This window comes from Agrobacterium sp. BT-220-3, from assembly GCF_025910175.1.
GTDB lineage: Bacteria > Pseudomonadota > Alphaproteobacteria > Rhizobiales > Rhizobiaceae > Agrobacterium > Agrobacterium oryzihabitans.
Genome location: NZ_JAPAIX010000007.1, coordinates 16,091 through 29,114 on the forward strand (window position 1 = coordinate 16,091; position 13,024 = coordinate 29,114).

The 13,024-nt window shown below is 58.1% G+C and carries 11 protein-coding genes, 1 pseudogene and 1 riboswitch; of the genes and pseudogenes, 7 read left to right on the forward strand and 5 right to left on the reverse strand.

The features are described from left to right. Nucleotides 1-2 precede the first annotated feature (2 nt). Complete coding sequence (locus OK142_RS17765) at nucleotides 3-707, forward strand: HpcH/HpaI aldolase family protein (protein WP_498684278.1); 705 nt, start codon at nucleotides 3-5, stop codon at nucleotides 705-707. Here the strand turns inward: OK142_RS17765 and OK142_RS17770 are convergent. From OK142_RS17770 to OK142_RS17790, 5 genes are all read right to left on the reverse strand, one after another. Continuing rightward, complete coding sequence (locus OK142_RS17770) at nucleotides 701-1,375, reverse strand: trimeric intracellular cation channel family protein (protein ID WP_498684279.1); 675 nt, start codon at nucleotides 1,373-1,375, stop codon at nucleotides 701-703. The genes OK142_RS17765 and OK142_RS17770 overlap by 7 nt on opposite strands. A 15-nt stretch (nucleotides 1,376-1,390) precedes the next feature. After that, a complete protein-coding gene (locus OK142_RS17775) occupies nucleotides 1,391-3,127 on the reverse strand; it encodes a peptidoglycan D,D-transpeptidase FtsI family protein (protein ID WP_498684281.1) in 1,737 nt (578 codons plus the stop codon). A gap of 155 nt (nucleotides 3,128-3,282) precedes the next feature. Continuing rightward, nucleotides 3,283-4,134, reverse strand: a complete 852-nt coding sequence (locus OK142_RS17780) for a LysR family transcriptional regulator (RefSeq protein WP_498684284.1) — start codon at nucleotides 4,132-4,134, stop codon at nucleotides 3,283-3,285. Between the two features lie 449 nt (nucleotides 4,135-4,583). Next, nucleotides 4,584-4,677: riboswitch (glycine riboswitch) on the reverse strand. A gap of 170 nt (nucleotides 4,678-4,847) precedes the next feature. Then, nucleotides 4,848-5,597, reverse strand: a complete 750-nt coding sequence (locus OK142_RS17785) for a L,D-transpeptidase (protein WP_253204081.1) — start codon at nucleotides 5,595-5,597, stop codon at nucleotides 4,848-4,850. A gap of 309 nt (nucleotides 5,598-5,906) precedes the next feature. Continuing rightward, nucleotides 5,907-6,077, reverse strand: coding sequence for a hypothetical protein (locus OK142_RS17790; protein ID WP_498684460.1), 171 nt, complete (start codon nucleotides 6,075-6,077; stop codon nucleotides 5,907-5,909). A gap of 18 nt (nucleotides 6,078-6,095) precedes the next feature. On the opposite strand from OK142_RS17790, the pseudogene OK142_RS17795 reads away from it, so the two are divergent. The 6 genes and pseudogenes from OK142_RS17795 to OK142_RS17820 all read left to right on the forward strand — a co-directional run. After that, nucleotides 6,096-6,532: pseudogene (locus tag OK142_RS17795) on the forward strand (Fic family protein); the annotation flags it as partial. A 474-nt stretch (nucleotides 6,533-7,006) separates the two neighbouring features. Further along, nucleotides 7,007-7,291 carry a YMGG-like glycine zipper-containing protein gene (locus tag OK142_RS17800; RefSeq protein WP_137039495.1) on the forward strand — a complete coding sequence of 95 codons (285 nt, stop codon included), beginning with the start codon at nucleotides 7,007-7,009 and terminating at the stop codon, nucleotides 7,289-7,291. Nucleotides 7,292-7,489: 198 nt separating this feature from the next. Next, complete coding sequence (locus tag OK142_RS17805) at nucleotides 7,490-8,164, forward strand: response regulator transcription factor (RefSeq protein WP_498684287.1); 675 nt, start codon at nucleotides 7,490-7,492, stop codon at nucleotides 8,162-8,164. Further along, the gene (locus tag OK142_RS17810) at nucleotides 8,151-9,515 is read left to right on the forward strand and encodes a sensor histidine kinase (protein WP_498684289.1); all 1,365 of its coding nucleotides are present in this window, start codon (nucleotides 8,151-8,153) and stop codon (nucleotides 9,513-9,515) included. Before OK142_RS17805 ends, OK142_RS17810 begins: the two co-directional genes overlap by 14 nt. A gap of 246 nt (nucleotides 9,516-9,761) precedes the next feature. Beyond that, nucleotides 9,762-10,955, forward strand: a complete 1,194-nt coding sequence (locus OK142_RS17815) for an efflux RND transporter periplasmic adaptor subunit (protein WP_498684291.1) — start codon at nucleotides 9,762-9,764, stop codon at nucleotides 10,953-10,955. A 9-nt stretch (nucleotides 10,956-10,964) separates the two neighbouring features. Then, nucleotides 10,965-12,914, forward strand: coding sequence for a MacB family efflux pump subunit (locus OK142_RS17820; protein ID WP_498684294.1), 1,950 nt, complete (start codon nucleotides 10,965-10,967; stop codon nucleotides 12,912-12,914). Nucleotides 12,915-13,024: the final 110 nt, after the last annotated feature.

Consider the following 13,024-nt stretch of genomic DNA (forward strand, 5'->3'; position numbering starts at 1 on the left):
CCATGAATGGAGCAAAGTTGCGCGCCCGTCTTGCGACGGGTGAGGCTATCAGCATGTTCACGCCGCACCATACACATTCAGGTCTTTCCGGCCGGCTGGTGGAACTTGGCGCGGATGCGGTCTTCGTCGATTGCGAGCACGGCACCTGGAGCTTCGAGGATGTGCGGGCAACCGGGCAGGTGGTGCGCTCGGTGGGTGGTGCTGCCATCGTGCGCCCGCATTCGCACGAACGGCCGATCATCATCCGCTACCTCAATGCCGGCGCCGACGGGATCATGGTGCCCATGGTCAGCAATGCCGACGAGGCCCGGGCAATTGTCGATGCGGTGCGTTACGCCCTGCCGTCCGATTATGAGAAGCGGCTGGTCATCGCCATGATCGAGACCGTCGATGCAGTCGACGCTCTTGAGGAGATGCTGACAGTCGAGGGGATAGACGTGTTTTTCATCGGCCCCGGCGATCTGTCGCAGGACATGGGATATCCGCCCGCACCGCCATTCGGCGAACCGCGCCCGGACGTGGTGATCGACAAGGTCGCCATCGCCGTTGAAAAAATTTGCGCGGCGGGAAAGATCGCCGGCACGCTTGCAACGCTGGAAGAAATCCCGCACTGGCGGGCGCGTGGAGTGCAGTTCTTTTACGTGCACTCCGACCCGTTTTTACGCCGCGGCCTTGCGGCGGTGAAGAATGCGCTCGCTCCTCAGTGAGGGTCTTTCGTGTAAACGAATGTCGGTACACACCAGTTAAAGCGTATTGCTAGGAGCCGGAGCATCAACCCGAGGGCCATTGCGACGAGCGAGGATATCGCGTGGGCCCCCCCCAGGAGGGGCACGATCAAGTAGATCAGGCTCGTAAAGACCGAGACGGTTGCATAGAGTTCCGAACGAAACAAGAGCGGTACTTCGTTGCACAGGATATCCCGAAGTACGCCGCCCAGACATCCAGTCAGCACGCCTGCCGCCACCACGACAACCAGCGGCAGGTTGAGGTTTGACGCAATCTGGCAGCCGATGACGGTGAAGACGACCAGTCCTATCGCGTCAAGAAAAAGGAACATCTTGCGCAGGTGATACATATATCGGGCGATCGGGATCGTCGCCAGTGCAGATAATCCCGTCACGAGGAGATAGCTGGGATTTTCGACCCACGATAGCGGATAGTGGTTCAGAAAAACATCGCGCACGGTTCCACCGCCGAGGGCGGTAATGCATCCAAGCAGAAATACGCCGATCCAATCCATTTCGCGACGGCCGGCGGCGAGTGCGGCTGTCATGGCCTCTGCGACAATCGCAACGAAATAGAGAATATGGATAATGTCGTCCGTCGGGGGAAAGATCATCAAATAATCTGAAAATTCAGTATCTGCGAATGACATGGGTTCATCGCCTATTCAGTAGTTCATCAAAGGATATGCCTGCGGGTTCCCGAATGACGGTCGAACCCCGAGGAGTGGTGCGGCGCGCTCGATGATGTCGCGCACCATCGGCGCGGCATTGAAGGCCGCCAGGCGCCCGCCACGCTCACCGGAAAGCGGGGCGTCAATGATCGACAGCACCAAATAACGAGGGCGGTGCATGGGGAATGCCGCGAGGAATGTATTGAAGTTCAGGTTCTTCGCGTATTTGCCATTGATAACCTTTTCCGCTGTCCCGGTTTTCCCACCTACATCAAAACCGGCCACCTGGGCGTTTCGGCCCGAACCTTGGGTGCCGTTGTACCAGAACAGCTCGCGGACCTTTGCGCTGGTCGAGGCCTGCAGGACACGTCTGCCGGTGATTTGGTGATGCCTCCCACTGTCGGCGATGAAGGTCGGGTGCCGAAATATGCCACCGTTTACGAGGGCCGCCGCAGCCGCAGCCGTCTGTAACGGTGTCGTGGCCAGACCGTGACCGAAGGAAATTGTTACGGAATTGATCTTTTTCCAGTTCCTTGGCGCTGCGGGCGAGGCAATTTCCGGTAACTCCGTCTGCATCTTTGACAACAAGCCCAGTCTGAAGAGAAATTGCTGGTGACTTTCCAGGCCAACGAGATCAGCGACTTTTGCCGTGCCGATGTTTGATGAGTAGCGAAAGACTTCCCGGATTGTCAGCGGCCGTCCTCGGCCGTGAAAATCCCTGATGATGAAACCACCCATTTTCAGCGGGCGGGAGGCATCAACGACCGAGTTCAGATTGACGACGCCTGCATCAATCCCCATGGCAAGGGTGAACGCCTTGAAGGTCGAGCCCATTTCAACCGCTGAATTGCTCATGCGGTTGAACCATCCCTTTTCGTAATCCCTGTCGATCGTGCCATCGGCAAGGCGCCGCGAAGGTTCATTCGGGTCATAGTCGGGGACGGACGCCATCGCGAGAACCTCGCCTGTGTCGACATCGATTACGACGGCACCCGCCGCTTCCGCCCGATAGTTCCTCAAGGCATCGCTAACGACGTTATGCACGATGCTCTGAACGCGCAAATCGATGGACAGCCGGACCGGTTCAAGCTGGGTGGGATCGGTAAGGCCAACTCCACGCAAGTCTGCCAGGCCTTGCCTGTCGAGATAGCGCTCAATGCCCGCCAGCCCCTGATTATCGATGTTGACATGCCCGACAATGTGAGATGCCACTGGCCCGCCAGGATAAAACCGCCGCTTTTCGGGTCTGAATCCGATGCCCGGAATGCCAAGGCGCATGATCTCAGCTTCCTGGCGGGGCGTAAGCTGTCTCCTGATCCACTGAAAACCGGAGTCAGACGTTAGTTTTCTGTGCAGATCAGCCCAATCCAGGTCGGGAACAACAGAGGCGAGCTTTTCGATGGCCTCATTTACATCAACAACGCGGCGAGGCTCTGCATAAAGCGAGATGAGATTGATATCCGTTGCGATAAGCTGGCCGTTGCGGTCCAGAATGTCGGGGCGGGAGGCGATTATATTGGGAGATCGTGGAATACTCGCCGTCGCGTCACTCTCGGAAAAATAGCCATATTGCAGAAGGCGGACTGCGATCGCGGCATAACCGATCGCAAATGCCACGATTAGCAGGCCCACCCGCTGACGATTTCGAGCGGATGTTTTTGCGCTGCGTTTTTTGGCAGGGAGAACAAGGTATCCGACGGTACCTCTCCTGTAACGAGCAATCAAAGACATGAAAATACTCCACGCTCAGGTATCGGGAAGGGTGGGAATGCGGGCAGGTACAACCGGTCACTGCACGCGCGCAGGACAGACCCTGTCACGCGGCATTTTACACCGCGCCAAATCCCGGAAAATTCGGCAATGGCGCAGGCTTGATCTGCGCATAATCAGGAACACCACAAGGGCTTGAGGCTTTCACTGATGAAGTCCATGGCAACACGTATCCGCGGCGTGTCGCGCACGTCTTCGTGGATCACCAGCCAAACGTCGATCCTGACGCCGGGATCGAGTGGATCGAACCTCACAAGACCGTGTTCCGCGGCGAGGTAGGCGGGCAGCAGTGCCACTCCGCAGCCGCCGGCGGCGGCCGCCGCCTGTATGCGCAGGTCGTTGCTGCACATGAACACCTCGTCGGCGGAAAGCCTGTCGTAAAGCCAGCGATAGTGATCCGACTCCCGCATGGTATCATCGTAACTGATATAGAGAGGAGGGCCGTTTCTCGTCGGGTAGGCAGGGTCGGCATAGAGGAAATAGGGCAATTGTCCGAGGCGACGCGCAACCAGCGTGGCTTCGCTCGGCCGCTTCAGGCTGATGGCAATATCCGCCTCTCCCTTGGAGAGGGACATCGCTTCCATGGTGCCGACAAGACGGAGCCTTACGTCAGGATGCTGAGATTGCAGCGCGGAGATTTGCGGCGCAATGAAGCTGTAGAGCAGCGATGGCGGCGCGGATACCACGATATCACCTTCGATACCGTTCTGGCCGGAACCGGCGCAACGGCTCAGAGCAAATGCAGACCTGCTCATTTCCTCGGCGAAGTTCGCGACGTCGCGTCCCATATCGGTCAGTACATATGATCTTGGCCTGCGATCAACGAGCTTTACGGAAAGCGAGGTTTCCAGCGATGTGATGCGCCGACTTACAGTCGTATGATCGACGCGTAGCGCCTTGGCGGTTGCCGTGATCGACCCGTGGTGAGCGAAGGCGGAGAAAAATCCCAAATCTTCCCAATCGACCATTTTAAATTTCCTGAATTAGGTAGTGTTCGTACAAGAACCGCGTAGCGGTATCATCGCGAGAAGGCGGATCGCGAGGTGCTTGCGCCACACCTGTCGAGCGCGTTGCCCGGTAAAACCGCGTGGAGCTGTTCAATTTTTGAGGGGGACCGGGGTGAAATGCCGCCGCTGAAGCCGGCTGACACAAGCGCCGACGCACCGGAATGCGTCAAGCCTGCCAGGGCCGTGTGCGGCAAATGCAATTGCCGCCACCGTCAATGAAAATGGTCTTGAAACTGCGTCAACGCAATCGACTGTCGATAGGGAAGGGTGACTTCCAGCCATAGGTGCTCCTTGCCCCGTTTTTGGGCTTTTGGCACCCCCTCTGTCATTGGCCTGAGAGATTCGCTCACCTTGTTTCGGCGAACTTACACCATCGGCGCGAGCATCAGCTCGCTTTTCAGAGTTTGTATGATCTTGCAGCGGTCCTTTTGCCTGAGAGTTTCCGGGGTGGTTGCTCCGTCGGCGCCGATGTCGGGAGATATCGGTCTCTCCCGCTGCTCGATATGTGTTGTCCCATGCTTCTGTCACGAGGTTTGAAGCACTGTGATCTGCCGTTTCCAAGAGCGAAAGGCCCTGGATCCGCTAAACCGAACGGCGCGAGATATGGTGCCGTTTATGGCATAAATTTGACCCGCAGCGTTATTCTTAATCATTGCGCGCTCAGAATGACGCTATCAGATGACCAAAAGGGGCGTCTTTCCTTTCACGCGATCATAAAGATCGATCGCATCCTGCATCAGCATCCTGACGCAACCCGAGGAAGAATTTTTACCTATGGTTCTCCAGCTCGGTGACCCATGAATACGATAGAGCGTATCCTTGCCGTTCTGGAAAATGTACATGGCGCGCGCGCCGAGAGGATTCCGGGGGCCGGGGGCCATTCCGCCTGCTTCAACACCATATGGCTTGAGTTCAGGATTGCGGGCGATCATATCGTCCGGCGCCTTCCACCTTGGCCATTTCTGCTTCCATTGAACGACGGCGCGCCCTTTCCATGATCGGCCCTGAGTTCCAAGCCCGACGCCGTAACGTATGGCTCGGCCACGGGGAAGAACCCAGTAGAGGAACCTCTCATTTGTATCCACGACAATTGAATAGGCAGGCTCTGCGGTGATGTATTCGACCTCCTGTCGGAGGTATTGTGGGTCAATGGCGCGGTAATTGACTGCTGGAACGTCAAAGCCGCCATCCGCCAGCGCAGCATAAATTTCGTCGTAAGCGAAACCGGTACCCGCAGGCTTTGGCCTGTTGTCCTTCTCCGTTTTTGCGGCTGACGTCGTTTCATTCTTGTTTTCGGGCAGGGTAGCCGCGGCAACTTCGAGTTTCGTCTTGGGAACCTGCTCGCAACCTGTGGCCAGAAATGAGCTGATTGCCAAGGTGAGCAGCGATCTGCGAGACAAGTGAGAATTGATTTTCTGTTCCAAGGCTGTTCTGCTGTCGAATTCTAGGGGCTATGCCGGGATCGGGGCGGACAACCGGCAAAGCGCCACGGCCCGGATGTCTGCTGCGCGACAGAAACCATGAAATCTGCCCATTCGATACTGCGCAAATGCGCAGATTGGCCCTGCGCCATTCCCGGTAAGAACGGCTTCGGTGTGTACTCGGGTCTATCTTGCAAACACAACTTTTTGCCCTCTTCCGATAACTTCCGGGTCGGTCATAAAATCCGTCCGGTAACCGGTTTTGGGTCCCACTTCTGACGCCAATGGATCAAATCTGCGGCGCTTGCTCCTTTAAATGGGTGCGCCGAGCCAGCGGATGATTGCATCCAGGCTTGGCCGGAGCTGCTTTTTCAGTTCTGCCGTCACCTCGGCTTCGATCCCACAGGCCTGACTGATCATCGTCCAGTCGATATGGCCATTCAGAAGCGGGGGCGATTTCCGGTAGATAATCAAACTGGCCATATAAGGCCGTATATTCTCCTATCGCAAAACATAGGGCAGCCAAGTCTCATTTCACTCGCCTTCACAATCGAGAAGACCGGGAAGGCCTACTATTCCGAGCTTAAGCGACACCAGCGCACGCTCGATATCACCGGCTGGATCATTTTCTTTTCAGAAACGATCCTGGATGCTCAACGGGCGACGCTTGAGCGCATAGATTTCTTCATTCAGAAAGCAAAGTTTTATGATCGTTTTCGAGGCCAGTTGAACGAGCGGCAGGAAAAGGTAGTCGCGCGCATCTTCAAGGAAGGTACGGCTGGCTTCAAGGGAGGTCTAAGTGCCGAAACTACATTTCGATCACAGACACATCCCGCGCTACAGCTACACGCGACCTTCAGCGGCTCGCGGAGATCGGTGCACTGACGCGTACGGGCGAACGTCGGCATACCCGGTACTGCCTGTCATTGCAGAAATAAATTGCTGCTAGTCTAATGAACTCAACCAATGTCATTAACTAGGTGAACGATTGTTCGATTCCGCTTAAGAGCAAAAAAAGCGTTCAAACACATCTACAGGCAAGCTTTACGACTGCTTTTCCCCTCATTCTGGTCACTCGGTTTTCTTCTGAATATTCCGGAACATGCCGTTCGCATAATGACTCCAGCCTGGCCGCGCGCCTGGCAATGGTCTGCTCCAGTCATTTGATCCACCATCCTCAAACGCAGTGGTCAAGGGTGAAACGTCGGAGCCTGTCGACTAGGCGGGCGGAATTACCTGAGAATTACTGATCGCGAAAACGCGCATCCTACATGACTTTGCGCTTTCGACTGGTGTCGGTGTCGAGGGTTCTGCGTAACTTCCACGTAATTTTCGGTGGCCATACGTCGCCGCCTTGGCGCGTCTCAACGGTCGAAGAGCGACCGTAGCGGCGATGGATCGAAAGGACAGACATGAAAAAGATCATTTCAGGCATATTGGTTTGTTTGACGCTGACGGCGTGCAGCAAGACGGAAAAGGGCGCCGGTATTGGTGCGGCCAGTGGCGCCATCATTGGCGGGCTGGCAAGCGGCACGTGGCAAGGTGCTGCAGTGGGAGCCGCCGCGGGTGGCGCGGGAGGGGCTGTGATCGGGAACATCAGTGAACGAAACGACAGGAGCCGCCGCGATCGCTGGGAACATCGGGACCGACGCGATTACGGTTGCAGATATCGGGATAACTACGGCCGCTGCCGATAAGGAGCTGACCTTGGCGACGGGGGCTAAAAGCCAGCTGGATACTCAGCAGGTTTCGGTTCCCCGGTGCTGGACATCTGGACCGCCGATTGACTTGGCGGCCAGTCGATCATGACAGTCGAGTTTATCTGAAACATACATATAAATTTGCTGTTAGAATTCTTGAGAACAGCTGTCCCGGACTTGCACGATCAGGCCACTATGAAACTTCTGCTTATCGAAGACGATCCGGAAATGACGGATGTCTTGAGGACGGCCCTCTCGCAGCATGGCATCGTGCTTGACGCTGTTGGAGATCTGGCGATGGCGCGGGAAGCAATCGCCATGGCGGATTACGATATTGTCCTTATCGACCGGCAACTGCCGGATGGTGACGGCAGTACCTTCCTCGCCGATTTGCACCGTACGGGTTCAAATACGCGATCGATCATCATCTCCGCTCTGAGGTCGACCGACGAGCGAATTTCCGGTCTCAATGACGGTGCCGATGACTATTTGCCGAAGCCGTTCGAAATTCCCGAGCTGATTGCCAGAATGAGCGCTGTGCTGAGGCGAGTGCCGACAACCGGCTCATTCGTCCTGTCGGCAGGAAACGTCACCTACGATCGTGTTTCGTGCGATGTGCATGTCAACGGTGTCCGGCTTGCGCTCACCCGAAGGGAACTGCTCATCATCGAAACTCTTTTGAGAAACCGTGGTCGTACCGTGTTGCGTTCGTCCCTTGAGGGGCAGGTCTATTCCTTTGACGACGAAATCCAGTCGAACTCACTGGAATCCAACATGTCTCGCCTGCGCCGAAAGCTTAGCGAAGCGGAGGCCGACATTGTTATCAAGAACATTCGTGGCATAGGCTACTATCTTCATGAGCAGAAATAGGCTGACCAGCACATCCCTTCGCTGGCGATTCACTTTTGGTTTTATTGTCCTGCAGCTCTGCGCGGTCATCGCCTCGCTCAGCCTGGTTTTCTATCTCCTTTCTGGTCTCAAGCCCGATGTGGCGATCACCTCCATCTGGCTGTCTCAGGAAATCGCAGACTCGGTCCGTCTCGAGCCGAATGGCCGGGTCCATCTGGTGCCGACGGCCAAACTTAAAGAGATTATGGAGGACGCGCCTGACCTGTGGTTCGTGGCAGATCTGGGCAAGGATATTGTCCTCGCACACGGTGCGCCTCCCGGGAAAATTGCCGACAACATGCCATTCCTGCGGACGTTCAGAAGTGTCGAGCTCCATGGTGACCTGAATGATCCGTTGAGTGTCGCCCGCATGGAGCGTTTCGACACGGAGGCCGGTGAGGCCACGATTTTTGCTGGCGGTGTTTCGATGTCCCAATATGGTGTGACCGTGCTGCTGGGGAACCTTGCCATCGGCGTGCCGGCGCTGATCCTCGTCGCCATTTCCCTGATTGGCGTCCCGTTTGTCACACGCTTGGCTTTGCGGTCCTTCAGCGATCTGACCAGACGTCTCGACAGGATCGATCTCGACACACGTGGCGCCCTGGTGGAAGAGCGGGGCTTGCCCACTGAGGTGCTTCGTCTGGTGCGCGACATCAACAGGGCACTGCGTCGTCTCGATAGCAGCTTCGAGGCGACGGAGCGCTTCTTCGTCAACGCGGCCCATGAACTTCGAACGCCGATTGCTGTCCTGCAAGTAAGAATCGATACGCTTTCACCAGGTGCGGACAAGACACACCTGCAGACGGCCATCAAGCGACTTACAGCAATCGCGAACCAGCTTCTCGACACCGAGAAGTACCGGCAGAAGCCCCAGCAGAATGCGCCTGTCGATCTCAACAGCGTTGTGTCGAAGGTGGTTGCCGACCTTGCTCCCCTGGCGATTGCCGAAGGTTACGAGATTTCGTTCGATAGCGATGCGGAAAACCTGTTCGTTCCCGGGGATGCCGAAGCTCTGGAGCGTGCATTCGTCAATCTGGTGCGTAATGCAGTCCAATACGGAGGCGGCGAAGGACAGATATCGGTCAGTATTGAGGCTGACGGCAGCGTGGCTGTCGCCGATCAGGGCTGCGGAATTGCCGGCGATAAGCAATCGCGCATATTCGAGCCGTTCTACCGGATCAGCCCTCACGGCTCAGGTGCGGGCCTGGGGCTCAGCATGGTCAACGAGATCGTCACCCGTCACGGCGGCTATGTTGAGCTTTCGTCCGCTCCAGGCAAGGGCAGCACATTTGCCGTACGCTGGCGCGAGAAGCGCGTTTTCCAGCAACGGTAGGCCCGTCGTCTGCACCAACAGGTCAAGGCGGTTTCATCCGTCGATGTCGGCTGAGCACGGCCGCGATCGATTGATGTCTGGCGCGCAATCTCTGGCACGCCATCCACATTGCAAGCACTCTTTGCCGATCGGTTGATCTTACAGCGCGCGCCAAACGGATAGGCGCGGCGACCGCTCTCCGTAATTTTCAGGTAACTCTCGTGACAGAGAAAGCCCGCAAATTTCAATAGCATGGGCCACGATTAAATGACACGACACATTACCCGCAAGCGTTTCATCCTGGCGGCGGCAACCCTTGTCGGTCTGCTGGTCGTCTGGCTCCTGTTTCTGCGTCCTCCAGCGAAGCTTGAACTGGTGACCGCGCAGGCGCGAACGGGTGACATTGAAGAGGTGGTTCTGGCGACCGGGGTTCTCGAACCGCTCGAGCTGGTGCGTGTCGGCGCTCAGGCCTCGGGTCGCATTGAGCATCTGGCTGTCAAGATCGGTGACATCGTCGAGGCTGGCCAATTGGTGGCCGAGATTGATTCCCAGACCCGGCGCAACACCTTGCGGGACCGCGAGGCCGCTTTGGCCAACATCCGCGCCGTTCACGCCGCGCGCAGCGCCGGTCTGGTGAAAGCCGAGAAGGATTTCGAGCGCGAGCGTGACCTGCTGGCAGGTGGTTCCACGCCGCGCGCCCAGTATGACGCCGCGGTTGCGATGCGAGACACCGCGCGGGCCGAGGTTCAGTCGCTGGACGCTCAGGTCTCCCAAGCGCAGGTCGCGCTGGAGTCTGCGGGCATAGAACTGGACTATACGCGCATCACTGCCCCAATCGCTGGCACTGTGGTTGCGATCGTCACTGACGAAGGTCAAACCGTGAATGCCCTGCAGACTGCGCCGACGATCGTCATGATCGCACGATTGGACACAATGACGGTGCGCGCGGATATCTCCGAGGCTGACGTCGTGCGTGTACGGCGGGGCCTGCCGGTCTGGTTCAGCATTCTTGGCGACCCGAAGCGCCGTTTCGATGGGGAGTTGCGACAGGTGGAACCGGCCCCGGCCTCCATCGCCAACGAGAGCAACGCCGCCGCGAGCCGGATTGGCTCAACCAACGGCGCGGTCTATTACACCGGGCTGATCGACGTGGCGAATGCGGACGGGGTCCTGCGGCCCTCCATGACGGCGCAGGTGTCCATCGTCTTGAGCCGCGTCAGCGGCGCCGTGCTGATTCCGCTCAGCGCGGTGGAAGGCGCGCCACGGGCCGGGGACACGGCGCGTGTCCGCATACTGGACGCGATGGGCGAGGTCCAGATCCGGCAGGTCCAGGTCGGCATCGATAACGGCGCGGACATCCAGATCCTTAGCGGTCTTCAGGCAGCCGAGACCATCGTCCTTGGAGCATCCACGGACGAACGCACGGATGGCCAGGCTCAACTGGCCGCGGCGAAGCGGTAGGGGCGCGTTATGACGGAACCACTGATCCGCGTACGTGGGGTATCCCGCGCCTTCCCCGCAGGCGACGAGATGGTGCGGGTGCTGAAAGACGTCGACCTCGACATCGAGGCCGGCGAGATGATGGCCATCATCGGCGCTTCTGGCTCCGGCAAGTCGACGCTGATGAACATCCTTGGCTGCCTCGATCGTCCGACGGACGGCAGCTACTGGATCGAAGGACGCGAGACCTCGAAGATGTCCGTTGACGAACTGGCGGCGCTACGCCGTGAGCGTTTTGGTTTCATCTTCCAGCGCTATCATCTGCTTGCCGATCTCAGCGCGGCCAGCAACGTCGAGGTGCCGGCCATCTATGCCGGACGCAGCCGATCCGACCGGCACAAGCGAGCGATCTCCTTGTTGACCCGGCTGGGCCTGGCCGAGCGGACGGGCAATATCCCGGGCAAGCTTTCGGGCGGCCAGCAGCAGCGGGTGTCGATTGCCCGCGCCCTGATGAATGGCGGCGAGATAATTCTGGCCGACGAACCGACCGGAGCGCTGGATACGCACAGTGGTGCCGAAGTCATGAAGATCCTTCGCGAGCTTCACGCCGAGGGGCACACCATCATCCTCGTCACTCACGACAAGAAGATCGCCGAACACGCGGATCGGGTTGTCGAGATCAGCGACGGCGTTATCATTTCCGACGAACGCAATATATCCAAATCCGCCGCGACGGCCCGTCCCATCCGCGAGCAAGCGCCGGGCGCTGGCTGGCGTGGTGCAATTGACCGGATGGCCGAAGCCTTTCGTATGGCGGGCGCGGCAATATGGGCGCACAAGATGCGCTCGCTTCTGACCATGCTCGGCATCATCATCGGCATCGCCTCGGTGGCGGCTATCTCGGCACTGGGAGCCGGCTCGCAGCAACAAATCCTGAGCAGTATCAGTTCGCTCGGCACCAACACGATCGAGGTGCGGGCCGGGAAAGGCTTCGGCGATCTGGAAGCGGGCAAGATACGGACCCTGGTTCCCGCCGATGCAGAAGCGCTGGTGAACCAGCCTTATGTCGACAGCGTGACACCAACAGTTACGACGAGCGTAACTGTCAAGCGCGCCGCCGTGGCCGTCAATGCGTCAGTCACCGGAGTTGGCGCGGACTTCTTTCGTGTACGGGGTCTCGAGCTGGCGCATGGACAATTATTCGACGCCCAGGACGTTACCGCCTACAGCCAAAATGTGGTGATCGATGCAAACGCCGCGCGAGACCTGTTTCCAGACCGGGTAAACCCGGTGGGGCAGGTCATCCTTCTGGGCACAATGCCGGCGAGGGTCGTGGGTGTGACGAAACGGGAAAACTCCTTCGGCCCGGCGGTTGATACGCTGACGGTTTATGCGCCTTACACAACCGTCATGGGCCGCATGCTGGGTCGTCCGAACGTCGACGGCATAACGGTCCGTATCAGAGACGATGTCGACCCGGGCAATGTCGAAGCCGCAGTTTCGCGCCTTATCGAGCGTCGGCATGGCGCGAAAGACTTCTTCCTCACCAACTCGGCGACCATTCGCGAGACTATCGAGACCACCACGCAAACCCTGACGCTGCTGATTTCGTCAGTCGCCGTGATTTCGCTGATTGTCGGTGGCATCGGTGTGATGAATATCATGCTGGTGTCCGTGACTGAACGTACCAAGGAGATCGGCGTTCGTGTGGCCGTCGGCGCGCGTCGCAGCGACATCCTTTCCCAGTTCCTGATCGAGGCCGTCATGGTCTGCCTTGTCGGCGGCTTCATGGGCGTGATGCTCGCCCTCGGGATCAGCGCTCTTTTCAATTTGCTGAGCCCCGACTTCAAAATGATCTTCTCTTCGGGCTCCATCATGGTGGCCTTCGCCTGCTCGACCATGATCGGAATCGTGTTCGGCTTCCTTCCCGCCCGAAATGCGGCAAAGCTGGACCCGATCGAAGCCCTGTCGCGCGACTGATGTCAGCTCTAAGCCCCCGGCTACGGGAAGGTAACGACGGCAATGAGGTCGAAAGCTGCCTGGCAATCCTGCCCCCGTTACGTCCCGGTTGTTATTATTGAACCTCGCGT

What these genes read in the sequence shown, in the direction of transcription:
- OK142_RS17765 (WP_498684278.1), top strand. Translation starts at nt 3, where the DNA reads ATGAATGGAGCAAAGTTGCGCGCCCGTCTTGCGACGGGTGAGGCTATC.
- OK142_RS17770 (WP_498684279.1), bottom strand. Translation starts at nt 1,375, where the DNA reads ATGTCATTCGCAGATACTGAATTTTCAGATTATTTGATGATCTTTCCC.
- OK142_RS17775 (WP_498684281.1), bottom strand. Translation starts at nt 3,127, where the DNA reads ATGTCTTTGATTGCTCGTTACAGGAGAGGTACCGTCGGATACCTTGTT.
- OK142_RS17780 (WP_498684284.1), bottom strand. Translation starts at nt 4,134, where the DNA reads ATGGTCGATTGGGAAGATTTGGGATTTTTCTCCGCCTTCGCTCACCAC.
- OK142_RS17790 (WP_498684460.1), bottom strand. Translation starts at nt 6,077, where the DNA reads ATGGCCAGTTTGATTATCTACCGGAAATCGCCCCCGCTTCTGAATGGC.
- OK142_RS17800 (WP_137039495.1), top strand. Translation starts at nt 7,007, where the DNA reads ATGAAAAAGATCATTTCAGGCATATTGGTTTGTTTGACGCTGACGGCG.
- OK142_RS17805 (WP_498684287.1), top strand. Translation starts at nt 7,490, where the DNA reads ATGAAACTTCTGCTTATCGAAGACGATCCGGAAATGACGGATGTCTTG.
- OK142_RS17810 (WP_498684289.1), top strand. Translation starts at nt 8,151, where the DNA reads ATGAGCAGAAATAGGCTGACCAGCACATCCCTTCGCTGGCGATTCACT.
- OK142_RS17815 (WP_498684291.1), top strand. Translation starts at nt 9,762, where the DNA reads ATGACACGACACATTACCCGCAAGCGTTTCATCCTGGCGGCGGCAACC.
- OK142_RS17820 (WP_498684294.1), top strand. Translation starts at nt 10,965, where the DNA reads ATGACGGAACCACTGATCCGCGTACGTGGGGTATCCCGCGCCTTCCCC.